Annotated in this window: 22 protein-coding genes; 10 read left to right on the forward strand and 12 right to left on the reverse strand. The window is 69.5% G+C overall.

From position 1 onward, the window contains the following. Positions 1 to 93 precede the first annotated feature (93 nt). Entirely contained in the window at positions 94 to 1,830 is a 1,737-nt protein-coding gene (locus AD017_RS30165) for a GMC oxidoreductase (RefSeq protein WP_060577099.1), read from the forward strand. Next, a complete protein-coding gene (locus AD017_RS30170) occupies positions 1,827 to 2,420 on the forward strand; it encodes a hypothetical protein (protein ID WP_060577100.1) in 594 nt (197 codons plus the stop codon). Before AD017_RS30165 ends, AD017_RS30170 begins: the two co-directional genes overlap by 4 nt. A gap of 314 nt (positions 2,421 to 2,734) precedes the next feature. On the opposite strand, the gene AD017_RS30175 is transcribed toward AD017_RS30170, so the two are convergent. Continuing rightward, positions 2,735 to 3,574 carry a hypothetical protein gene (locus AD017_RS30175; protein ID WP_145984197.1) on the reverse strand — a complete coding sequence of 280 codons (840 nt, stop codon included), beginning with the start codon at positions 3,572 to 3,574 and terminating at the stop codon, positions 2,735 to 2,737. 558 nt (positions 3,575 to 4,132) lie between these two features. Here AD017_RS30175 and AD017_RS30180 point away from each other — a divergent pair. Together AD017_RS30180 and AD017_RS30185 are read left to right on the forward strand one after the other, a co-directional pair. Then, on the forward strand, positions 4,133 to 4,966 hold the full coding sequence (locus tag AD017_RS30180) for a universal stress protein (protein WP_168172348.1): 834 nt from the start codon (positions 4,133 to 4,135) through the stop codon (positions 4,964 to 4,966). After that, the gene (locus AD017_RS30185) at positions 4,963 to 5,460 is read left to right on the forward strand and encodes a universal stress protein (RefSeq protein WP_060577103.1); all 498 of its coding nucleotides are present in this window, start codon (positions 4,963 to 4,965) and stop codon (positions 5,458 to 5,460) included. The genes AD017_RS30180 and AD017_RS30185 overlap by 4 nt, the downstream gene beginning before the upstream one ends. Positions 5,461 to 6,028: 568 nt before the next feature. Here the strand turns inward: AD017_RS30185 and AD017_RS35610 are convergent. Next, positions 6,029 to 6,952, reverse strand: coding sequence for a universal stress protein (locus AD017_RS35610; protein WP_060577104.1), 924 nt, complete (start codon positions 6,950 to 6,952; stop codon positions 6,029 to 6,031). A 364-nt stretch (positions 6,953 to 7,316) separates the two neighbouring features. Here AD017_RS35610 and AD017_RS35615 point away from each other — a divergent pair, with 364 nt between their 5' ends. Then, complete coding sequence (locus AD017_RS35615) at positions 7,317 to 7,958, forward strand: sensor histidine kinase (protein ID WP_060633860.1); 642 nt, start codon at positions 7,317 to 7,319, stop codon at positions 7,956 to 7,958. Positions 7,959 to 8,593: 635 nt separating this feature from the next. Here the strand turns inward: AD017_RS35615 and AD017_RS34865 are convergent. Next, the gene (locus AD017_RS34865; protein ID WP_145986101.1) at positions 8,594 to 8,923 is read right to left on the reverse strand and encodes a hypothetical protein; all 330 of its coding nucleotides are present in this window, start codon (positions 8,921 to 8,923) and stop codon (positions 8,594 to 8,596) included. Positions 8,924 to 9,138: 215 nt separating this feature from the next. Here AD017_RS34865 and AD017_RS30210 point away from each other — a divergent pair, with 215 nt between their 5' ends. Both AD017_RS30210 and AD017_RS30215 read left to right on the forward strand, forming a co-directional pair. Then, entirely contained in the window at positions 9,139 to 9,594 is a 456-nt protein-coding gene (locus AD017_RS30210; RefSeq protein ID WP_369821719.1) for a MerR family transcriptional regulator, read from the forward strand. Then, a complete protein-coding gene (locus tag AD017_RS30215; protein WP_145984195.1) occupies positions 9,591 to 9,842 on the forward strand; it encodes a hypothetical protein in 252 nt (83 codons plus the stop codon). The genes AD017_RS30210 and AD017_RS30215 overlap by 4 nt, the downstream gene beginning before the upstream one ends. Before the next feature lie 278 nt (positions 9,843 to 10,120). Here the strand turns inward: AD017_RS30215 and AD017_RS30220 are convergent, their stop codons facing one another. The 5 genes from AD017_RS30220 to AD017_RS30240 all read right to left on the reverse strand — a co-directional run bounded on the left by AD017_RS30220 (position 10,121) and on the right by AD017_RS30240 (position 14,144). After that, entirely contained in the window at positions 10,121 to 11,119 is a 999-nt protein-coding gene (locus tag AD017_RS30220; protein ID WP_060577109.1) for a helix-turn-helix domain-containing protein, read from the reverse strand. Between the two features lie 398 nt (positions 11,120 to 11,517). Further along, entirely contained in the window at positions 11,518 to 12,510 is a 993-nt protein-coding gene (locus AD017_RS30230; protein ID WP_060577462.1) for an IS481 family transposase, read from the reverse strand. 129 nt (positions 12,511 to 12,639) lie between these two features. Then, complete coding sequence (locus AD017_RS35620) at positions 12,640 to 12,816, reverse strand: hypothetical protein (RefSeq protein WP_168172347.1); 177 nt, start codon at positions 12,814 to 12,816, stop codon at positions 12,640 to 12,642. 455 nt (positions 12,817 to 13,271) lie between these two features. Beyond that, on the reverse strand, positions 13,272 to 13,760 hold the full coding sequence (locus tag AD017_RS30235; protein ID WP_060577111.1) for a TetR/AcrR family transcriptional regulator: 489 nt from the start codon (positions 13,758 to 13,760) through the stop codon (positions 13,272 to 13,274). A gap of 150 nt (positions 13,761 to 13,910) precedes the next feature. Continuing rightward, entirely contained in the window at positions 13,911 to 14,144 is a 234-nt protein-coding gene (locus AD017_RS30240; RefSeq protein WP_060577112.1) for a hypothetical protein, read from the reverse strand. Positions 14,145 to 14,886: 742 nt separating this feature from the next. On the opposite strand from AD017_RS30240, the gene whiA reads away from it, so the two are divergent. Beyond that, positions 14,887 to 15,846, forward strand: coding sequence for a DNA-binding protein WhiA (gene whiA / locus AD017_RS30245; protein WP_060577113.1), 960 nt, complete (start codon positions 14,887 to 14,889; stop codon positions 15,844 to 15,846). 272 nt (positions 15,847 to 16,118) lie between these two features. Here the strand turns inward: whiA and AD017_RS30250 are convergent, their stop codons facing one another. Further along, positions 16,119 to 16,748, reverse strand: coding sequence for a hypothetical protein (locus AD017_RS30250; RefSeq protein ID WP_060577114.1), 630 nt, complete (start codon positions 16,746 to 16,748; stop codon positions 16,119 to 16,121). Between the two features lie 293 nt (positions 16,749 to 17,041). Between AD017_RS30250 and AD017_RS30255 the strand changes: the two genes are divergently transcribed. Together AD017_RS30255 and AD017_RS30260 are read left to right on the forward strand one after the other, a co-directional pair. After that, complete coding sequence (locus AD017_RS30255; RefSeq protein ID WP_082538500.1) at positions 17,042 to 17,854, forward strand: serine/threonine-protein kinase; 813 nt, start codon at positions 17,042 to 17,044, stop codon at positions 17,852 to 17,854. A 285-nt stretch (positions 17,855 to 18,139) separates the two neighbouring features. Further along, a complete protein-coding gene (locus tag AD017_RS30260) occupies positions 18,140 to 18,499 on the forward strand; it encodes a hypothetical protein (RefSeq protein WP_227013384.1) in 360 nt (119 codons plus the stop codon). Between the two features lie 330 nt (positions 18,500 to 18,829). Here AD017_RS30260 and AD017_RS30265 read toward each other — a convergent pair whose 3' ends face one another. The 3 genes from AD017_RS30265 to AD017_RS30275 form a co-directional block, all read right to left on the reverse strand. Next, entirely contained in the window at positions 18,830 to 19,168 is a 339-nt protein-coding gene (locus AD017_RS30265) for a hypothetical protein (protein ID WP_145984193.1), read from the reverse strand. 192 nt (positions 19,169 to 19,360) lie between these two features. Continuing rightward, positions 19,361 to 20,503 carry an acyl-CoA dehydrogenase family protein gene (locus AD017_RS30270; protein WP_060577118.1) on the reverse strand — a complete coding sequence of 381 codons (1,143 nt, stop codon included), beginning with the start codon at positions 20,501 to 20,503 and terminating at the stop codon, positions 19,361 to 19,363. Beyond that, entirely contained in the window at positions 20,500 to 21,732 is a 1,233-nt protein-coding gene (locus tag AD017_RS30275) for an acyl-CoA dehydrogenase family protein (RefSeq protein WP_369822010.1), read from the reverse strand. Before AD017_RS30275 ends, AD017_RS30270 begins: the two co-directional genes overlap by 4 nt. Between the last annotated feature and the right edge of the window lie 73 nt (positions 21,733 to 21,805).

A 21,805-nucleotide genomic window follows, 5' to 3' on the forward strand; every position in this document is an offset into this window, starting at 1 on the left:
TCGCTGCGGGCCTGCACGCTCGGTAGCGAATCGATGGTCGACCGGTAGTGGGGTCCGGCACGGTGAGGGCCGGTCGGAGGGAGGGGGTTGTGCGTGCGCGTCCGAACCTCGTCGGCGACTGGCGACACCGCAGCGGGCGAACACGTCGACGCCGTGGTGATCGGGTCCGGTTTCGGTGGTGCGGTGAGTGCCTTCCGGTTGGCCGAGGCCGGGCTCTCGGTCGTGGTGCTCGAGCGCGGCCGCGCCTACCCACCGGGCAGCTTTCCGCGCTCTCCGCGTGAGATGGGCCGAGCGTTCTGGGATCCGGAAGATGGGTTGCACGGTCTGTTCGACGTGTGGAGTTTCGACGGTTTCGAGTCGTTGGTCTCCAGTGGACTCGGCGGTGGGTCCTTGATCTATGCGAACGTGCTGCTGCGCAAGGACGAGAGGTGGTTCGTCCGCGAGGAGCCGTTGCCCGGCGGCGGGTACGAGACGTGGCCGCTGACGCGGGCCGACCTCGACCCGCACTACGACGCCGTCGAGCAGATGCTCGCTCCGGTGCCCTACCCGTTTGACGCGGCGCCCTACTCCGACACCCCCAAGACTCGGGCCATGCAGCAGGCCGCAGACCGGCTCGGCCTGGACTGGCAGCTACCACCGCTGGCGGTGAGCTTCGCGTCGCGACCAGGGGCCGCGCCGGAGGTCGGGGCGAGGATCGATGCTGCTGACTACGGCAACCTGCACGGCGTGCCCCGGCGCACCTGCCGGCTGGGTGGGGACTGCGACATCGGCTGCAACGAGGGCGCAAAGAACAGCCTCGACCACACCTACCTGTCGGCGGCGGCCCACCATGGTGCCGACATCCGCACCTTGTCGGAGGCCCGTGGCATCGGCGCGCGCGACGGCGGCGGCTACGACGTGGAGTACGCGCGCCACGACGCGGATGACCCGTCGGCGGCGCCGGTCCTACGGCGTATGTCGGCCACGCGCGTCGTTCTGGCTGCTGGCACGTTCGGAACGGCCCATCTGCTGTTGTCCAACCGCGCGAACCTGCCGGGAATCGGGTCTGCGCTCGGGACACGGTTTTCCGGCAACGGCGACCTGCTCACATTTCTGACTCCGGGGGAACACGAGCGGGTGTTTCACGCCAGCCGGGGCCCGGTGATCACCAGCGCGGTCCGGGGCGACGACACCGTCGACGGCGGCAGTGGCCGGGGTTTCTATCTCGAGGACGGTGGCTATCCGGGTTTTGTCGACTGGATGGTGGAGCCGGTTCGGGCGCGACAGGGGCTGCGGACGGCGGCGTTCGTCGCCGACTGGCTCGGTCGGCGGCTGCGGCGGTCGGGGGACTCTCGGCTCAGCGAGGAAGTCTCGCGGCTGATCGGGGACGGTTCCTTCTCGGCGGGGGCGTTGCCACTTCTGGGGATGGGCCGTGATGTACCCGATGGGGTGCTGGCGTTGCGCGAGGACGGACGGTTGGGAGTGGAGTGGACGACCACGACGAGCAGGGAGTACTTCGGCCGGGTGCGGGAGACGATGGCCGCGCTCGCCGACGAGCTCGGCGTGAGGCTGCGTGACAACCCGTTGTGGATGTTCCGGCGGGTCGTGACAGTGCACCCGCTCGGTGGGGCCCCGATGGGGCGGGACCCCGCGACAGGGGTGTGTGACGGTTTCGGGGAGGTGTTCGGTCACCCAGGGCTCTATGTCGCCGATGGGTCCGCGATGCCAGGCCCTGTCGGGACGAACCCGTCGTTGACGATTGCCGCCCACGCCGATCGGATGTCCACCCGGATCCTGGAGCGTCGACGCACAGACACCGCCGCCGCCACCCGTCCTCGGAGGAGCTCATGACCGCCGTGACCGGCTTGTCGTTCACCGAGGAGATGCGAGGGCGCCTCGCACCGGGCGAGACGGATCCGGTGACCGGCGCGTCGGGGAGCTGGCCGCTCACGGTGCACCTGACGATCTCCATCACCGACGTCGCGGCGTTCGTCGAGGGACCGGCCCACGTCGCCGACGTTGCGGGGTGGGTGGACTGTGCTGCGCTCGGTGGTCGCCTCACCGTGGTGCGCGGAGCGTTCGAGCTGTTCGCCGGAGGCCAGGAGCGTGGGGCGCGCCGCATGCACTACCACCTGCACTTCGCCGACGGCGAGGGGAACCCGCGAGCGCTCAAGGGGCGCAAAGAGATTCGTGACGACCTGGGCGTGGATCTATGGACGGACACCACCACGCTGTTCACCCGCGTCTACGACGGCTACATCGAGTTCGGGGACGAGAGCGATGCCCGGATCCTCGGAGCGGGGGTGCTGCGCCTGGGGGCGGCGGATCTGCTGCGGCAGCTTTCCACGTTCACCACCACAGGCCCCGACGGTCCCGCCGCGCTGGCGCGGTTCGGCCGGTTCTTCCTCGGCGAGCTGTGGGAGGTGTACGCCGGTTCCTGAGCCACCGACCCCTTCGGCGCCGATCCGTAGCCGGACTCCGTCGGCGCCGACACCCGATCTGTGCTGACCGAACCGGGCCTGAGCAGAGCAGATATCGACGACGACGTCGCTTCCGGCGCCGTCGGCGACGGGCGGTACGGGCGCAGTGCACGACGGTGGCTCGGTGAGTCGGTACTCACCGGTCTGTGGTGATGTCGTCGCGGTGCGCGGCGGACCGACGCAGAGTGGTGCCCCGACGCCGGCTGACATCCACCTTGCCGCGGTGGGGCACCGGCGCGAGATCGGTGACACACCGCGCGGTGATGGACGAGGCGTCAATGTCGGTCGGCCGGACGGGTGAAGGGCAGCACCTGGGCATCGCCGTGGCTGGTCTGTCCACTCGGGTACTGGTGTCCCTGCACGCCGTGCGTGGGGTTCTGGTCGAGTGCGAGGTCGAGCTGCTCGAGGTCGTCTCGGAGCGCGTCGTGGACTTGCGAGGGGATGTCCTGCTCGTCGCAGGGCCCGGGGCATCCGCAGGCCCGCCACTGCCCCGGGCCGGGCTCCAGACGCCGGACAAGATCTTCGAGAACCTCGCGGGTTTGGGCCAGGACCCGTCCGGGGATTTCGATCTTGGCGACGGCGACGTCCGGGCCGATGGAGGCGTCACTCAAGGCGAGCCCGAGACCGGCGGTGGCATCGGCAGCGGTGTGGACGTCGAAGCACGGGGCGAGGCCCGTCGTGCCGTGCGATCCTGACGTGGCCGGGCCCGAGTCGGGTTCGTGGTCGGGATCGGCGGGGCGGCGGTGCGTGGTCGTCGCCGCGTCGGGGCCGGTGTTGACGGCGGCGAAGAACTGGGCTTGCCCGAGCGCGGCGACCAGCCGCCCCACCAGGCCTACCGCGATGACAGCGTCCGGGATGCTGGCCAGTCGGGCTTCGCCCGCTTCGACGTCGGCGCAGAACCGCTCGGCCATCTGGGCGCCCCAGGAATCGGCGAAGTAGTCGCGCAGGGCGGCGGTCGCGTCGACCCCGGTGTGGTAGGCGACTTCGTCGATGCGCTCTCGCAGACCGTGTTCGATCACCGGGAGGGAGACCTGGATACCTCGGGCCCGGCAGGTGTCGGCGAAGTCGTCGACAAGTCGTTGGAACTTGCTCGACTGGTGCTCCGTCTGTCCCATGACGACACCCTCCCACCACCGTTCGTGGCACATGCATGGTGTGTCGGTCGCGTAGCCGCCTCTGTCCTCCGGCCATGGCGCCGAGTGTGTGTGTCGGAGTGGCTCGCGGTTCGGTGTGCCGGGCGATGGCTTCGGGCCGGAGTCGGGTTGCCAGGTTGCCGGGTCGCTGTCACCGACCCAGGTGGGGTCGACCGGGACCAGGCCCCCCGAGACCCGCGGACTGCTGTGCGCCGCCGGGGCACAGCCCAACCGGGCTCGCCGCCCTACCGGGCGGGTCGAAAGTCCCGTTCATCTGGTGCGGTCGGCCCCGGCGCGGACACCGGCCCGTCGGCAACGGTCACCGACGTGGGTCCCAGGGCTAACGACCGAGTGGAGGAACCGACGATGTCGGGCTATCGCGAGTACCCAGTCGAGACCGCCGAGTCCAGCGCAACGACTGCGCCGCTGCCTGGCGGGGAGACCGAGGGCGGAACTACGATGGCCCGGCGGCGGGCGAGCCGGACAAGGGACCATACCTGCGCAGAACAGTCGGAGACTCCTCCGGCCGTCGCGGTCGGGGTGGACGGCACGCCGGGCGACCGCTATGCGCTCTCCTGGGCGGTTCGCGCGGCACGCGCTCACGGGCTGGTGTTGCGCGTGGTCCACGCGACCCCACGCCTGCTTGACCAGGCCGCTCTCGACCAGGCCCGCCGGGCCGCGGAGCTGGCTCGAGAACTCGATCCCGGTGTGCCGACGCGGATCGTGATCGGTGCCGCGGCGATCGACGAGCTGCTGGTGGAGGAGTCGGCCACGGCCCGGATGCTTGTTCTCGGTCCGCATCCGGGGCGGCCGCTGGAGGGCTTCTCGTTCACCCACAGCACCACGGTCGCCGCGGCCGCACGGTGTCCCGTGGTCGCCGTCCCCCGCCTGCCAGGGCGCCTTCCAGGCGATCACGGGCCCGTCGTGGTCGGTGTCGACGGTCGTGACCGATCCGCGATCGGCGACGCTGCACTGGGATTCGCCTTCCACCACGCTTCCTGTATCGGAGCGGAGCTGGTAGCGGTGCATGCCCGGCCGGACGAACCAGCCGACCCCAGCAGCCACACCGGGGAGAGGGCCGGTTCTGGGGCGGGCACCGGCGAGCACGCATTGGCCCGTCGCCTGGCCGGATACGAACGACGCCATCCCGACGTCTGCGTCACCCGACTGGTGGCACACACCCGCGCGGTCGATGCCCTGCTCGAGTGGGCCGAGACGGCGCAGCTCCTCGTCGTGGGGTCGTCGGGCCGTGCGGGGCTGCACGGTCTGCTCCACGGCTCGATCAGCCAGGCTCTGTTGTACCGCTCACCGTGTGCCCTCGCCGTCATCGGTGTCCGTGCGGCCGCGGGGATGTCCGCGGGGATGACGCCATGACGATGTCCGGCGATGAGACCGACGCGAGCAGCGAGCACATGCCCGACGGAGAGCGACGATCCGGTCCCGGCCCGGTGGTGGTCGGCGTCGATGGTTCCGAAGGGTCGAGGCGGGCGCTGGAGTTCGCGATGGACGAGGCGGCGTGGCGCGCCGTTCCGGTCCACGCCGTGGTGGCCAACGACGCGCCGAGCCTGTGGGAAGGCGTGGCCACCCCCGCAGCGCCGGATCTGCACGAGGTCGCGCGCAAGGAGGCCGCGAGCCTGGTCGAGTCGGTGGTCGATGCGCGCAGATGTGCGGGCGAGCCGGTGCCGGCGATCGAGATCGAGGTGCATTCCGGCCCGCCGGCCCCGGTACTGGAGCGGCTCTCGAGGGGAGCGACGTTGCTCGTGGTCGGGCATCGTGGCCGTGGTGCGGTCAGGAGCATGCTGATCGGCTCGGTGAGCCTGAGCTGCGTGGTCCATGCGGGGTGCACGGTTGTCGTCGTCCGCGGGTGAGCCGGCGTGGTCTCGACGATGTGGCCGGTGCGCGATGAGTAGCTGCTCCGCGTGCGGGGAGCGGAGACGTCCCACACCGCGACACCGCGACACCGCGAGTGAGCGAGTCGTTGCTGCGGTCGAGGAGGTGCATCGTGGGGGAGCCCGGTGCCCCAGATCGTCCTGCAGCCGGGGGCAGGGCGTGTTCTCGGCCGGTCAGTGGCTGGGCCGGCCAGCATGCGAGCGGGCCGGTGCTCGCTCGGTGTGCGGGGCTTGGGATCTGCCTCGGTGGTCGTGCAAACGAGCATGCTGCGCTGCGATCAGCGCTCCGCCGAGCATGGCCGCGATCACCGGTGGCCGGGGAACTGATCCACCATCCCGCCGGGGGCCTCGCGCTCTCCGCGCTTGCCCGCCCTGGACCGCGCCACCATGGTTCTTGTCGGTCGTTGTCGGTCGTTGTCGGCGCCCAGGACCGAGGCATCCGGACGCCACGTCGCTGAAGGCCGGGCTCGATCCCGGCCAGCTGGTAGCCCGATCGCGCAGGGCGGCGCGCCCCGCCGATGCGGGGTTACGCCCTGCACCGTGGGTGTCACGGTCCGGTGTCGGAGCCTGTCTGCGACGAGGGGGCGGTGGACGACGGGGTAGTGAGGACGGCGACGGGGCAGTGCACGTGGTGCAGGACGGTGCGGCTGATCGAGCCGACTAGCAGACCTGCCAGCCCGCCGTTGCCGCGCGAGCCGACCACGAGCATCCGGGCGCCCAGGGCCGCGTCGAGAAGCGCTTGGGCCGGGTGTCCGCGCACCAGCTGGGTATCGATGGTCACGTCGGGGTGTGTGACGCGTGCTGGTTGGACGGATTTCTCCAGGTGGTCGCGCTCGTCGTCTTCCACTCCGTGCCACCCGAGAAGGTCCAGCACGAAGGGATCGATCCGGTCGTGGCTCCAGGCGCGGATGGCGAGCACGGAGGTGTCGAGCGCGGCGGCAGCTCCGACGGCGTACTGCAATGCCAGCGCACCCGCCTCGGAGCCATCGACGCCGACCACCACCGGGCCGTCGTCGACTCCGGGTCCACGGACCACGACGAGCGGGCAGGGGGAAGTGGCAGACAGAGCCATCGACACCGACCCGAGGAGCAGTCCGGTGAACCCACCTCGCCCACGACTGCCCAGGACCAGCAGTTGCGCGTTCTGGGCCTCGGTATGCAGCGCGCGTTTCGGTGAACCAACGACGATGGTGTGGGAGACCGTCAGCTCGGGGGCCAGGACGTGTGCCTGTGTCGCGGCGCCGGTCAGTTCCGTGCGTATGTGCTCGACCAGCACGTCCTTCTCACGTTCGTTCAGCACGCCCGCTGCGACCGGTGGCCGGTAGGCCGACCACTCGATCACTCCGACCAGGCGTAGCGGTGCAGCGCGGCGCTCAGCCTCGACCGCGGCCCACCGCACAGCGGCCAGCGCCGGAGCTGACCCGTCGACGCCGACGACGACTTCAGCGACGTCTCGTTCCTCCGCTGTCATGACCTGTTTCTCCTCTCGCCGGGACGTCGGACCGCGGATGCTCTGAACACCGGCCCGGCAGTGTCCGGGGTTCACCATTTCGGGCGTATCCGTCGTGGCACAGAGGTCGGAAGTCCCCAGTCTGGTGATCGTCGGTGGGACGTGGCCTGCTGCCCGCCGGGGCCTGATCATCGACCCGACGACGTGATCGGCTCGTGGGTACGAAGGCTCGGGCAGGATCGGTGAGAGCGCATGTTGGCGAGTGCAACGACCACCGGTCCCGGTCTCATCGTCGGTGTCGTCTTCCAGAGTGGCTGCTCCGTCGGGCTGTGGCACCCGTGCCGAGATGTTGAAGGCTGCGGAGGAACCAGGTAGGGAAGTATCGGTGACGGATTTTCCAGCGGTTCCCGATGAATCGAGATCGTCCGAGTCGATCATTCGCGACCTGCACGATCTCGTGATCCCCCGCGTATCGATGGTCGGTTTCGATCTCGCCGCTGTGCAGAGCCGGTGTGATGGCCCTGTCGCCACACGAATCCAGCGGTGCATCGAAGAGCTCGACGAGATTGTCAAGGCGGTCCGCTTGGCTCTGCTCACCCATGTGGGCTCGGACGGCAGCGGACTGGGGGCCGATTTCCTGCTGCGCAGTCTCGCCGAGCACGCCGAGCACTTCTTGGGCTTCGCTCCCGAAGTATCGATCACCAGGCCCATCGAACGGATCCCGCGGGCCGTGCTCGGGCACCTTCGCGCGGTCGCCGCCGAGGCAGTGGCGAATACCGTCCATCATGCCGAGGCCTCGTGGATCGCGATCAGGCTGGAGATCCGAGCGGACGAACTGCGATTCTCCGTCCAGGACGATGGTGTCGGTCCCCCTGATGTGCCACTCGAGGGTCGCGGACTGGCAGCGATGGCGCAGCGCGCACGTCACCTACGCGGGAGTTTCGTGTTCGTGGCGCGCTCGCCGCGCGGGTCGACGCTGCGGTGGCACGTTCCCTGCGCGACTGCGGTCGACAGCACAGGACTCTGACGGTGAGGCGTCTGGGGAGGGGGAGCGCCCGTCGTCGAGCGGTGAGCGTTGCTCCCCGCAAGCCGGCCGGCGGGCCGGGAGCGGCCAGGCGGCGGGATCAGGCCCGAGCCGAGCGCGGACGCGGGCAGCACGGATGTGCTGGGAGACCACCGGCAGCCTGATTGTCAGCGCTGAGCCGGGATGTGCGCTCTGATCCTGCCGTCGTCGGAGGCGGTGTGCACGTAGCCGGCGCCGAGGCCATCGTCGTCAGCCGCCGAGCGGGAACCAGACCCGCACTCACAGGCGACCCACATTAGAGTGTCTTCGATCAGCGACCGGACTCGAAGCGGGGCGGTCACGATGTCGTCATCGACAGACATGGCAGCTGTACCGTGCAGTGCCTCGCTGCTGTGTCCCCCAGGGGAATCGTCACTGGCGTCTGCCCGCTCCTGCCGGGCAGGCCCGTCGGTGCGGCGGCCTGGCGACCTCTGGGCTCTGACCCGCCCCGACGATGTGTCCTCAAGTGACGCTGGTCTATCCCGCATGGAGACGGCGTTCACCGCAGCATGGATCTCAGAGGTCAGGGGTCGACCCGTCGTTGCCGCTGGGAGGTGTGGCAGAGGGCGCGACGTCGGTGCTCGGGCGCCCCTGCGGAGCTACTGCGACCGGGCTGGACGGGTGGGAGGTCCTTCAGCGCGGCATCGACGGTCGGGTACTGGCAGCCCGCCCAGTGCAGCGCGTTCACGGCGCGTGAGGGCCGGTGCGAGACCGTCGATGCCGACCAGGTGGACTCGCAGTCGCTGCTTCGCCACCGTGTGCTGCAGGTGGGGCAGGATCCGCATACCGCGGGTCGTGCTGGTCGCTGCGGTCAGATCGACGAGCAGGTGCTCGGTGTCGACCGCGCTGGAGCTGACCGAGTGAAGGTGTGCATCGACGTGGCGAAGGACGCGACCACCGACCGAGTCGAGCAGCCCCTCGATGCGCACGCGGTAGACGTCCGGCCGGGGTTGGTCGCTCTATACGTGGCTGTCGCTCATCTGTCCACCCTCCGGTCGGTAGCTGCGGCATCCACCGACTACCCGCGCTCGACGCAATAGTCTAGTCACGGCTGTAGTATTCTCGATCCGGAGCGGTGAACTCCGCTACGCGCGCGGCTGGGGAGTCCGGGCCGACGACGGGTGGGATCGCAACCCGCTGGGCGATGACGGTGGTGCAGACGAGGGAGGGCGATCGCATGAGCCTTGACCGGCTTGATGATCCTGACTACCCGACGGTTGCGATGGGCCAGGCAGCGCATCTGCTCGATGTCGAGCCGGCCTTCCTGCGCAGTCTCGACAGCGCCGGTGTGGTCAATCCTGGCCGGTCTGCCGGTGGGCACCGCCGATACTCCCGCCACCAGCTCGAACACGCTGCCCGACTCCGGGTGCTCCTCGACGACGGGCACCCTCTCGAGTCGGCGTCGTGGATCGATCAGCTCCGCACCGCGCTGGCGGACAGCGAGTCCCGGCTCACCGACGCCTGCGCCGAGGTCGAACGCCTCAAACGTGAGCTACTGGTCCACAACAGCTCGCCTACGCACGACCACAGCGGCGCGACCCCACCGTCGGTGGACGACGCGGCTTCCCACCACGATCCACAGCTCGGGTGCAGGACATGACGACGACTACATCTGCCCTCCCGCCGGCGGCAGGGAGTGGCTGGGACGCGAGCGGTCCTCGAGAGGAGGCGATCCGCCGCCTGACTGAGGAGAACCTCCCGCGCATCTCGACGGGCCGGCTCGACCGAGACGCCATCGTCGACGTCGTCGAGCAGAGCTGGAACGACCTGCAGCGGGCAGGTGCCCCACCGGCCAGCCTTCCTGAGCTTCTCGAACGCCTGGCTCGGGCACGGTTGGACTACACCTGATTCCTGGGGACACAGACGCGCTCGGGTGCCGACGTTCGGGTGTCGTGGCCGCGCAGCTCGGCCGGGATACGTGGTGACTGTCGACAACGGCTCGCGACTTGCTGCTGTCCGGTGTCGCGGCCGTGCTCCTGGAGCCCCGCTGGTGTGCGGGTAGGCACGACTGATGGCTGCACAGGGCCCGCTCGGTGCTCGGGTGGCAACAGCGCCGTGTCACTGGTGGCGGATGAGGCCCGGTCGCTGTGCTGTCGTCGAGGTGAGCTGCACTCCCCGTGGACGTGTCACCGGCGCATCGTCTGCTCTGGAGTCTCGTCGAAGGCACGCAGGTAGGCGACCGTGAACCGGCCGAGATGGGCGAACCCCCACCGTGCAGCGAGCGCCGCCAGTTGTGTCGATGTGGGATCGGCCTCGAGCAGGTCTCGGTGCACTCCGCGGAGTCGCGCCCTCCACAGGAGCTCGGTGGGGTGTCGCAGGTGTCGCTGACGAAGGCCGTCGACGATGTCGCCGGCCGGTAGCCCGGTCAGCGTGGTGATGTCGACAGGGCCGAGGGGCCGGTCGGCGTGCGAGTCGAGGTAGTCGAGGGCCTCGCGCAGGGTTGCCGTCGATGCTTCGGGGTGAGCCGGACTGTCCTCCGGGTCGGTGATGCGGGCGAGTGCGGTGTTGGGAAAGGTCGTCAGCAAGGCCGTGGCCAGGGTGCGGAAGGCCTGACCGAGCACAACCGGCTCTTCGGCTGTCCAAGGGTTGGCGAGGACGTCGTCGCGCACGTGGGTGACGGTGGCGAGCCAGTAGCTGCTCAGCGCCGGTGTCAGAGGGGTGAGGCGGTCGAAGACGAGGTCGTCGGCGGCAATTCCGGTCATCGCTTCGGCGTGGGCGGCCACCGCGGAGCGGTCCAGTTGGAGTGCGGCGACGTCGAGACGTCCAGCGACTGCGTGCATCGGCCCGCTCGGCGGCATCAGGACGGCATCGCCGGTGTCGGCGTGTACGTCGGGGTAGTCGGTTCGCAGGTAGGCGAAGTGGCCGTCGACGGGGTGAGCAACGGTGAGCGGGTCGTCGGTGTGGGCGAGGGAGTCGTTGCTGGTGCCGACGCTGATCTGCAGTCTGTTGATCGACAGACCGGGCGCTGCCAGCGCGGATTGGGTGAACGAGAAGTTGGCTGTGGCACCGGTGATCGTCAGATCGCTGGTGCCGGTGTAGACCCGGCGAACGAACTCCTCGGCCACCTCGATGTCGGTGGTGGAGAGCCCTCGGCGCACGACCGCCGTGCCGGTGTCGTTGTCCATGTCGCGCCTCCCCGAAGCATCTCGCGGGGAGGGCGACGATAGCCCGCAGACGATGTGGGGAGAACCGCCGCGGGAGGCAATCGCCGCGATGCGGTCGTGGCGGCCCCCGCGTTTCGTGGCCGCCGCCTGTGGTGGACGGGCGGGGCTCATCGCCACGTCGAGGAGCCGCCGGTTGCTCGCGGTACACCGGGTGGACTTGGTCGAATCGCTGCTGGCGTGCCCGATCATCCCGGGCTGACATGTCTGCACGCGGCTGATCTTGTCGTCGGTGAAGGTATAGGCGCTCGACCGCGACGAACACCGATGTCTCGCCTCGGTCGGGCACGAAGCGTCCGCGGTTGAGGGCGACGAGGAGGCCATCGTCTTCGATCAGCTGCTCGATCGCGATCTCGACGGTGCTAGGTGTACTGACCGGACAGGTTGGTCAACCTGCGGATCGGTGGGAGACCGCCGATAGCGGTGTGGGGTCGGTGATGGTTGTACTCGTGCAGCCAGCCGGGTAGCGCTTTCCGCCGTTGCGACTCGCCGGTGTAGAGCCGGGCGAAAGCCCACCCGTCGGCCAGGGTGCGGTGGAACCGTTCGATCTTGCCGTTGGTCTGAGGGCGGTAGGGCCGGGTGCGTTTCGGGGTGATCCCCAGCTCGTGGCAGGTGTCGCGCCAGGCGTGGGAGCGGTAGGCCGATCCGTTGTCCGACAGGACCCGGCAGACGGTGACACCACGGGCAGCGAACCAGTCGACGGCGCGACCCAGCACGGCGATCGCGGTGGCGGCGGTCTCGTCGTCGTGGATCTCGGCGTAGGCCAGACGGGAGTGATCGTCGAGGACGGTGTGCACGAACGCCGTGCCCATTCTCGGGTTGTGATGGCGGTTGCGGGGTTTGCCCGGTGTCGCCGCCCGGTTCAGATCGCCCTGGGCGCGCCCGACATAGCGCCAGCCACCGCCGTCGGGGATGTTGCCCAACTTCTTCACATCCACATGCAGCAGGTCCCCGGGTGCAGGGTGCTCATAGCGGCGCACCGGCTCCCCGGTCGCCCGGTCGACATGAGCGAGGCGATTGATCCGACACCGCACCAGCACCCGGTGCACCGTCGATGGGGCGGCTCCGACGCGGTCGGCGATCTGGACCGGGCCCAGACGTTTCTTCCAGCGCAGGTGCACGATCCGGCGCACGACCGGTGCCGGCGTCGCCCGCGGGCAGTGGTGCGGTCGGCTGGACCGATCGGCCATACCCGCCGCTCCGTCGAGGCGGTAACGGTCGGCCCAGCGTTTCGCGGTCGGCCACGAGACCTGGAACCGTGCAGCGGCCTGAGCGACCGACACGCCGCCCTCGACTATCAGGCGCGCCAGGCGCAATCGGCCCCGTTCTGTGAGTGGGGCATTAGCGTGGACCACGAGGACCTCCGGTGGTCGGGGATGGATGCCGTCAGACAGCTCCACACCAACCACGGGAGGTCCTCCCCGTTCAAGACCAGTCAGGTCGTCTCATCACACGAACTCGACCAACGTCTCCGGTCAGTACAGCTAGGGGGAGTGGCCTTCGCGCACGGTCTCGAACGCCGCGTGGTCGAATGTGGCCTCCCGGCCGTTGAGCTCCCAGGCGAGATCGTCGCTGATGCAGTCGGCCACGGCGTGGACGTCGCATGTCGCGAATCCTGCAGCGAACGTGCAGGCTGAGTGGACGCGGCGGCCGGTGGCCATGTCGATTTCGTTCGGGTCAGGCTCTGCGGGGAAGTCTCGAACCGGGCCTGTGCATCGAGACGTCGTTGAGCTCCGGCCTGTGTCGCGCTGGGGCCACAACAACCTGCCCTACGGTCGCTGTAGCGGACTCTGGTGCGGGCGGTGAGGAGCTACAGGAGCCCGATGCGGCGCGGTAGCGAACCGCGGTCTGGATGTGGCTCGGAGCAGTGGCGGGGCCGGCACCGGTCGAAGGTGATTCGGGGTGACGCTGATGCGGGGCGTTGGCTGACCTCGGCTCGCGGACGCGATTCGCGGCCCGGGCACGCAAGAGGTGACTTGGTGTCGTCTGGCGGCTCTCGCCCGGACCGTCCAGCCCACGCCTTGGCAGGTCGCCCAGTCGATCTTGAGGCGAGGGACACGCAACGGCCTTCGCGCGCGGCGGAGACAGTGCCCGGCCCGATTGTTCCCGGGCCGGACTATGGCTGGTGGCCCAGCGCGGTGGTGATCAGAGCGACCTGCTCCCGGGTGAGGTCCGAGACGCTTTCTCGTGGTGCGGTGCTCGACGTGCTCGTGTGATGGGTGAACACGATGCTAGAGATCAGAAGGTCGGCGGCTGCGGCTGCCGTGTGCTCGGCAACTCCAGCCGCGCCCAGCCGCTCGACGAGGCCGTCGCGCAGCGTGGCGATCGGGGCGGACGGCCACGACATCGTGACCAGGGTGGACGCCAGCCCGGGGTGGCGATCGAGAACCGCATTCAGGTGTCGGGCAACGCGCTCGAGCGCGGCCACAGCATCCGGGTCCCCCGGGTCGGTAGCCCCGGGTCCCGCAATGATTTCGGGGACGAAGGCCTGCTCGATCATCGCGGTCAGCAGCGCGTCGCGGTGGGGAAAGTACCGGTAGAACGTCGAGTACTTGATGCCGACTACGGCGGTGACATCTCCGATGGAGAGTCGGTCGATGCCCACTGCCCATCCGGCGGCCACCAGGGCGGCCCTGCTGGTGTGGGGCGGCCTGCCTGTGCGTCGGTCCCGTGCGCGGCGAGGTGACGAGTCGGACTCTGCCACGGTGCCCTCCCGTCGCGTGTGCACGGCGCTGTGGTCACCGCAGATGCCGGCTCAGGATCCAGCGGCGCCGAGGACGAGGCGGAGCCGCCCCGGGTGAAGGTGGCGGCCGACGACCGCCTGTGCGGTGGCGGTCAGGTCCGAGTCGGTGGCAGCGGCGTAGCCGCGCAGCTTCAGCAGTGCCTCGCTACAGCGGATATGCAAGTGTGCCGAGATCATGCCGGTGGCCTGGTGCACGACCGCCGGTTCCCCCAGCGCGTCCGGGGCGGTGTCGGACTGGCTCGCCATGGGGCATCCTCACGGTCGCGGAGCGGTGTCTGTGCCGCCCGGGTGAGCCCGGGGTTCAGGACTTTGCACGCTAGCACCGTGAACTCAGGGGGCGAAGAAGTTGCCCGGGTGACTGCCTGGCGCCGAGTTGGGCCGAGCGGTAGGCCCTTGACACGCATGTGGGCGTCTGCGGCGAGGTGGGTCTAGGTGTTACCGCCGGTATGGCGTACGCTGTGTAGTCGTAGCGGTGTCGATCTTCGGCATTTGTCACGTTCTGTGCATGCGCTGGGTTTTCTGATGGACCATCGGGACCGGTGTCTGTGCCGAGAGGGGGAACATGACCGCGACGACGAACCAGGTGGGGGCCGGTGGTCGGCCGGCGCAGGGTCGGCCCGGTCCAGCGCCCGGTGGGCCGGAGGCCAAGGCGCAGGGTTGCGTGTGTTCGGTGCTGGCCAACGCCGCCTACCGTGCCGGGGCCGACCAGGACCCGTGTATCGACCCGCAGTGTCGGCTCCATGCCACTGCGGGCGCACCGGGCGAGGCCTGAACGAGGGGGCGAACGAGGACCGACCAGCCCTGAGGCTGGGCTCGGGGACGGCTCGGGTGAGTCCGAGTGGGCGATGGGTGGCCACGTGATGACCACGATGGTGCGGGGCAGTTGGGGGCCGCACCATCACGCCCGGGTGGGTGGGGCCATGTCGGGGGATATGGCCTCACCTGGCCGGTTTCGTCGCTGGTCCGCTGTCGTGAGAAGGGGGCAGAGGTGTTCGATTCCGAGCGCATGACCGCAGAACTGCATCGCGGGCTGGCCGGTGTCTGCGAGGAGCGTCCGGCCCTCAGACACGCTGCGGTCGCGACGATGGTGCGGCTTGCAGGTGAGGTCTGCATCGACAGGACCCACACCGTCGTGCGGGTCGAGCTCCGCGACCCGGAGGCGGCCTTCCAGCTGCGTCGCCAGATCGCCGAGATCTACCGTCGGCCGGTCGATTCGGAGATCATCACGACGAGTGGATGTTCGTTGCGCTACCTGGTACGGGTGACGGCGCCGGGCGGTGACCTGGCTCGTGTGCTGGGTCTGATCGATCGGCGGGGAGTCGCCGTGGTGGGACTGCCGCCGTCGGTGATTGCCGGCGGACCGGCTGTCGCCTCGGGGATATGGCGTGGCGCGCTGCTCGCCCGCGGGCGGGTCGTGGGATCGCAGGGGCTGCCCCGGCTCCATGTCACCTGCCCGACAGCGCCGGTGGCGCTGGCCCTGGTCGGTGCCGCACGGTCGTTTGGTGTGACTGCTGTCGCGCAGGACACTTCCGTCGGTCACCGCACGGTGCTCAGCCAACCCACGGGCGTGGACACCCTCCTGCGCGCGATCGGAGTCCCGTCGGTGGCCGATACCGTCCGTGAGGCAGTCGTGGCGGCGAATCCGGCGCCGGCGGTGAATCCGGCGTTCCAATCCGTCAACGCGCAGCGAGCGACAGTAGCGGCCGAGGCGACCGCGGCGCGGACCCGGTGGGCCCTGAAGGTGCTCGGTGATCATGCCCCGGAACACCTGCAGACGATCGGCCGGATGCGCGTGGAGTTCCCGACACTGTCGTTGTCCGAGCTGGGGCGTCTTTCCGAGCCACCACTGAGCAAGGACGCTGTCGCCGGGCGGCTGCGCCGCTTGTGTCGACAGGCTGAGGAGAGCGCCGGGTCGGTCGCTCGCGGGCCCTCGACACCGGTCGTCTGATCCTGGTCGGCCTCGCCTCACCGGCTGGACCGGCGTGCGAGGCGGCCAGTCCGGGCCTTCAGATCCACACCCACACGCTGACAAGCAGTATCAGCGCCATCGAGCAGCCGAGGACAAGCGCTGTCGCGCGGCCGGAGAATGTTACAGGTCGGTCGGACGGATGCCTGCTGGCGCCGCTACGGAGGCGTCGATTCCCTCGCCCGAGATCGGGCTCGATCAGCTGCGGCGGGTCGGTGCGGGCCTGATCATGCTTGTCCGAGTTCGACTCCACATCAGCATGAACGATGCTGTGGGGCAGGTGGTGCGCCTTGTTGGCTCACCGTGTCTGACCGCATAGTGACGCCTAGATTCTGTTCGCGCATGTGCCTATGCATATGCCGGATCCGCCCGGGAGCTGGTCGCATGTTGCGCGGTCGAGGGTCAGGCGCCCCGGCTCTGCCGGCGAGCGCACCGAGAGTGTCGTCGAGCACGGCGAGCAGGTAGCGGTCTGTGTCGCCGCGCCGCACGCTGTCGGTGCTGTGTGCGAACCGGTGCAACAAGGTGAGGACCTGGCAGAACGATTGGTGTGGCGCCACGTCGCGGGCTCGCGTGCGAACTGCGGCGGTCCTGTGGGCCAGGTGCAGCGTCCACGTCCACAGCAGCCGGGACCGGGAATCACTGTAGGTGCGGTGGTCGCGGTGATAGCGCAGCATCGCGTGGGTCGCGGAGGCGATCACGATCTCCGCCACGGCGGGCGTGGAGGGGCCGTATCGGGCCAGCGCGGGCGCCCGGCGGGCCAGCGCGGCGCGGGTGTCGTCGTCGACCCGGTCGTTGATGATGCGGGCCAGTGCGGCGAGGGCCCAGTGCGTGCACGATGGATGGTCGGTGAACGGCCCACCGGTCAGCACGGAGACGTACTCCATGACACACGCGCCGTGTTCGGGCCGTTGGTGTCGGCCGGGCCCGAGAACGGGAAGCCCGTCCACAAGCGAAGGGGTGTCGAGCGCGGGCGGGCGCGGATGCGGCATGGAGCCTCCCTGGACTGGGGTACCGAGAATGCGTCCATGTGGCGGCATACGCAAGGCCGTGTGGCGCAGACTATCTGGGCGCGCGGGAGGGGAAGGCGGTCTCGTTGGAGGGCACCGTGGCTCTCGGAGGAGTGAAGTACGCCTGCTGCTCTGGACAGGGACGCAGCGGTTGCTGAAACCGTCGGTCCATGACGGCATTGCGTTCACCGGTCCCCGAGACCGATGTGATCGCGGGACGCTACATTCTTGCGACGCACGTCGGGATCGGTTCCACCGCGACGGTCTACCGGGCGTGGGACCCCGAGCAAGACCAGTCGGTAGCGGTCAAGCTGTTCGTGAACGGCTGCGACGTGACTGGCTTGAACCGTCAGCGCCGGGAGCTGCGGGCGATGTCCCATCTGCACCACCCGTCACTGGTGCGGCTGCACGGCGGCGGAGTCGACCGCGGCCGTCCCTACCTCGTCTCGGAGCTGGTCGAGGGCGAGACCCTCGCCGAGCGGTTCTCGCGTGGTCGGCTGAGCGTCGACGAGGTGTGTCGGCTCGGCGCCGACGTCGCCACCGGGCTTGCCCACATTCACGCCCGGGGAGTCGTGCACCGCGACGTCAAGCCCTCCAACATCATGCTCTGCCGACGCACTCGTAAGGCGCGATTGACCGATTTCGGCATCGCCCGCGTGATGGGCTACGCCTCGCTGACCCAGACCGGCGCCGTCCTCGGTACAGCTGCCTACCTCGCACCCGAACAGGCCAGCGGAGACTCCGTCAGCCCGGCCGTCGACGTCTACGCCCTCGGATTGCTGCTGATCGAAGCGCTCACCGGTGAGCGGGAGTATCCGGGGACGCCGATCGAGTCGGCTGTGGCTCGGCTGCACCGGATGCCTCGCGTTCCGGAGACCGTGCCGAGCTTTCTGCGCGAAGCGCTGCGCGCCGCGACGTTCACCCGGCCCGACGACCGTCTGTTGGCTGCCGACATGGCGATCCGACTGGCTCACCGACAGTAATTCCCGGCTGGTCTCCGACGGCGTACCCCTGCTGGATGCAGGTCGACGCGCACGCGCGACCCTGCGCTGTCGGCGGCGGGATCGCGAGGCGTGAAAATTGGCCGTATCGGAGGAATATCGGAACTCTGGGTGATGTGTTCCCTCGATGGGATTGCAAAGATTGAATTGATGTCCGTGGCAGGTGAAAGATATGGGGTAGTCGGCATGGGCTCCCACCCGTTCGATGTGCCGACAGTGGCGGTCATTGCTGCATGGGTGTGGCCGGGACATAACAGGAGATCTGCTGTGCTGAAGAAGGCTGGAATGATCGTCGCCGCATCCGCGGCGTCGCTGCTGGCGGTCAGTCCGATGGCGTTCGCATCGGAGGGCGACCACGGCCACGGGGACGGCATCGACAAGAGCGCCGAGGGCCTGGTCGCCGGGCTCAACGGCAACAACGTCGACGTGCCGGTCCAGGCCTGCAACAACAACGTCCCGGTCAACGTGCTGGGCGTGCAGGTCCCGGTCGAGGACGCCGCCGCGGGCAACGGCCTCACCGGCGCCCTGGGCATCCTCGGTGAGGGCAAGGCCAAGTCGGGCGACTCGGTCACCGACCAGTCCGACAACTGCGCCCAGGCCGGCGGCGCCGGCGACAGCGTCGACTGATCACAGTTCACGCGACACAGTGGCCCCGGACCGCCGGTCCGGGGCCACTGTTCTGTGGCCGATCTCCGGCCACGGCGGTGACAGCCGGGGCCCAGCCACACCTGCGCGACCATCGCGGGCAGCGTGCAAAGTGCTGATCAGACCCCGTCGTGCACCTCGCCGGAGGAGTCGTCCGCTCGCCGCCCCGACCCACCGAACAGGACCCGAACGTCGAGGATCAGCCGGGGAGACGGCGTTGGGGGCCGGTTGGGCGAGCGGCACGGACAGGCCGCGCCACCCGCACCAGGCCGCCCCGGATCGCCGGAGCGATCGACAGCAGCGGCGCCCACATCAGCGAGCCTCGCCCATCCCCGTGGCCCCGGCGGCCAGCGTGTGACCGCCGATGAGCGACGGGTGCCAGTCGGTGCCGTGCTCGGTCCGCCCCGACCACACCCGGCGCAGATCCACCAACGATCTGTCGAGGCTGGCCGAGTGCTCCACCGCCGAAGCGGAGGTCACCCCGGCGAGCAGGTTGCGACGCTGGAAGTTGATCGGCACCACCATCAGCGTCAGCTCCCGCACCTGACAACGCGCCACCCCACGAGCCACCGAGGTCTGACCGACCCCGACAAGCACAAGCACGGGGGTTCGGGGATCGAGACCACCGTCGATGGTGCGGCTCCAGTTCACGAGGGACGACACAGGTCCCTGCCCCTTCGCCGGTGCTCAGATAAGGCCGACGCACACGAGCCCGGCACGTGTCGAGACCAGGATGCGGCCGCGGAGCCGCGGGTGCGGACACGAACCGTGCGAAGCGCGTGGACACGGCCCCGTCGAGTAGAGACGAAACCGGTACTTCACGCGCGCCGATGACTGGTCTGGTCACCGGCGGACCTGGGAGAACGGTATGGACCTCGACGGGTCGTCCTCCTTGGGCATACCGAGGAGTCGTTCAGCGATGATGTTGCGCTGGATCTGGTCAGTCCCGCCGCCGATCGAGGTGAAGTAGGCATCGAGGGTGAAGAAGTTGACGCGCGCGCCGTCCCCGCCCGGCTCGTCGAGCAGCGAGGCCGCGCCGATCACCTCGCGGCGCAGGGCCGCTGTGCGGTGCAGCAGCTCCGACATGGCCAGCTTGCTCATCGACATCGCTGCGGGATCCCTCGACCGGCCCTCGTCGGCGTAGCGTGCCGAGTTCAGCCGGGCAGCGGCCCGCGCGGCGTAGATGCCGGCGAGCTGGGTGCGCGTTGCCGGGTCCGACGATCTCCCGTTCCGCTGAGCGAGGGCGAGCAGGTCGTCGTCGGTACCGACGTACTCCGGGTCGGCGGCGCGCGACCCAAGTCCGCGGTCGCCCATCACCGACCGCTCCATGCCGAGCGCACCCATCAGCACAGGCCACCCGGCGTCGACATCACTGAGCCGAAAACTGTCGGGGACGACTGCACCGGTCAGGAAGACTTCGTTGAAGTGCCGGTCGCCGGTGATCTGCACGATCGGTTCGACCCGGACCCCGTCCTGGCCCATCGGTAGCACGAAGAAGGTGATGCCCTCGTGTTTGGGAACGTCGGCGTTGGTCCGTGCGGCGAGTAGCCCGTAGTCGGCCCGGCCTGCGTCCGAGGTCCACACCTTCTGCCCGTCGACACGCCACGAGCTCCCGTCGCGGACCGCGCGAGTACGCAAGCTGCCCAGATCCGAACCGGCGTCGGGTTCGCTGTAGAGCAGGCACCCGGACATCTCACCGGTCAGCAGGCCCCGCAGGTAGGTCTGCTTGAGCTCGTCGGTGCTCATCGAGTAGACGATCCGGGCATGCAGATGACGCTGGTCGGCCCGCCCGCTGCGGCCGGCGCGAGTGAACTCCTCACCCACCACGGCGGCGTCATGGGAGTCCAGCTCGCGGCCGTACCAGGACCTGCTCCAGGTCGGCGCCAGCCAGCCCGCGTCAGTCGCCGCCTCGCGGAAAGCAGCGTCGTCGCCGTCGTTCGCGGGGTGATCGGCCAGGAAGGCACGGACCTCGTCGAGCACGCTCATGTGTCGGCTTCCTCGCCGGCCAGGATCGCCAGGTACTCCCGGCGATGGGTGTCGGGTTCACCGAGAAGCTGGCGGTCGGCCTCGGCCCGGCGCCTCAACAGATGCGCCGGGCACTCGGCGGTGAAACCCAGCCCGCCATGTACCTGGATGTTCGTGGCGGCAACAGCGGCGAAGGACTCGGGACAGTAGAAGCAGGCCAGGGCGACGAGCTCGGCCGCGTCCGGTTCGGCGAGCACGTGGCTGCGCACCGCGGCCCGGGCGACCGAGAGAGCCGATTCCGAGGCAACGTAGGCGTCTGCCAGCATGTGCTTTATCGCCTGGAAGCCGCCGATGGGACGGCCGAACTGGATGCGACCGCGGGCGTACTCCGCGGCCGCGGTCAGTGCCGCCTCGGCCCCGCCGGCTGACTCGGAGGCGATGGTGAGCCGCGCCGCTGCCACCATTGCCTCGGTGGCCGCGCGGGCCTCGCTCCCCGAGGCGAGGAGGAGTCCCGCCGCGTTATGTGCGGTGACCGTGCTCAGCGGCCGCATCAGGTCGAACGTGCGGTGGGCGTGCACCGCCACGTCTTCGGCCCGGACCATCACGATCCGTTGCCCACCGTCATCGACGAGTAGCAGCATGTCGGCGAGGTCGGCGTCGACGACATGGTCGAAGGTGCCGGAGACCCGCGTACCGGGTCCGTCGCCGCGACATCGGTCCGGTCGAGGGCGCGACAGGTCGGCCCCCGCCCACCCCACAGTCGCGATGCGGGTGCCGTCGGCGATCGACTCGAGCAGGCCGTGTGCCTGTGGGGCGTCGACGGCCGTGAGCAACGAGGGAGCCATCACCGCGGTCCCGAGGTAGGGCAGGGTGGCGAGTTTGGCAGTGAGGACCTCCGAGACGCGGGCGGCCTCGACGAGACTCGCGCCCGAACCTCCTAGGGACTCGGGGACGAGTAGCCCCGCGATCCCGACCTCCGCTCCGGCCCGGCGCCAAGCATCGCGGGCTTCCGATGAGTCACGGATGGAGCCGGGCGCAGCCGTGTCGGCGGGCCCAGGCGGTCGGTGCAGAAGTCGCCGACCGCCGCCGCCAGATCCGACAGGTCCTCGGCGGTGCTCGGCGTGACCGCCGGTGGGTTCATGTCTGCTCCCTCGATGAGACGGGATTCCGAGTCCTGGGCAAACGCCACGAGAGCCTCGGGTGACACCACCCCGCCCGCTGATTACGTAACGGTCCTGGAACGAAACTATCCTGGGCGTCGGTGCGCGTAAAGATCGATCCGGAGAGGGCTGCGGGCCAGGGGTTCTGACCGATGTCCGGGGG

The organism is Pseudonocardia sp. EC080619-01, assembly GCF_001420995.1.
GTDB lineage: Bacteria > Actinomycetota > Actinomycetes > Mycobacteriales > Pseudonocardiaceae > Pseudonocardia.

Coding starts and splice junctions, on each gene's coding strand:
- AD017_RS30170 (WP_060577100.1), top strand. CDS start 1,827: ATGACCGCCGTGACCGGCTTGTCGTTCACCGAGGAGATGCGAGGGCGC.
- AD017_RS30175 (WP_145984197.1), bottom strand. CDS start 3,574: ATGGGACAGACGGAGCACCAGTCGAGCAAGTTCCAACGACTTGTCGAC.
- AD017_RS30185 (WP_060577103.1), top strand. CDS start 4,963: ATGACGATGTCCGGCGATGAGACCGACGCGAGCAGCGAGCACATGCCC.
- AD017_RS35610 (WP_060577104.1), bottom strand. CDS start 6,952: ATGACAGCGGAGGAACGAGACGTCGCTGAAGTCGTCGTCGGCGTCGAC.
- AD017_RS30210 (WP_369821719.1), top strand. CDS start 9,139: ATGACGGTGGTGCAGACGAGGGAGGGCGATCGCATGAGCCTTGACCGG.
- AD017_RS30215 (WP_145984195.1), top strand. CDS start 9,591: ATGACGACGACTACATCTGCCCTCCCGCCGGCGGCAGGGAGTGGCTGG.
- AD017_RS30220 (WP_060577109.1), bottom strand. CDS start 11,119: ATGGACAACGACACCGGCACGGCGGTCGTGCGCCGAGGGCTCTCCACC.
- AD017_RS35620 (WP_168172347.1), bottom strand. CDS start 12,816: ATGGCCACCGGCCGCCGCGTCCACTCAGCCTGCACGTTCGCTGCAGGA.
- AD017_RS30240 (WP_060577112.1), bottom strand. CDS start 14,144: ATGGCGAGCCAGTCCGACACCGCCCCGGACGCGCTGGGGGAACCGGCG.
- AD017_RS30250 (WP_060577114.1), bottom strand. CDS start 16,748: ATGGAGTACGTCTCCGTGCTGACCGGTGGGCCGTTCACCGACCATCCA.
- AD017_RS30255 (WP_082538500.1), top strand. CDS start 17,042: ATGACGGCATTGCGTTCACCGGTCCCCGAGACCGATGTGATCGCGGGA.
- AD017_RS30270 (WP_060577118.1), bottom strand. CDS start 20,503: ATGAGCGTGCTCGACGAGGTCCGTGCCTTCCTGGCCGATCACCCCGCG.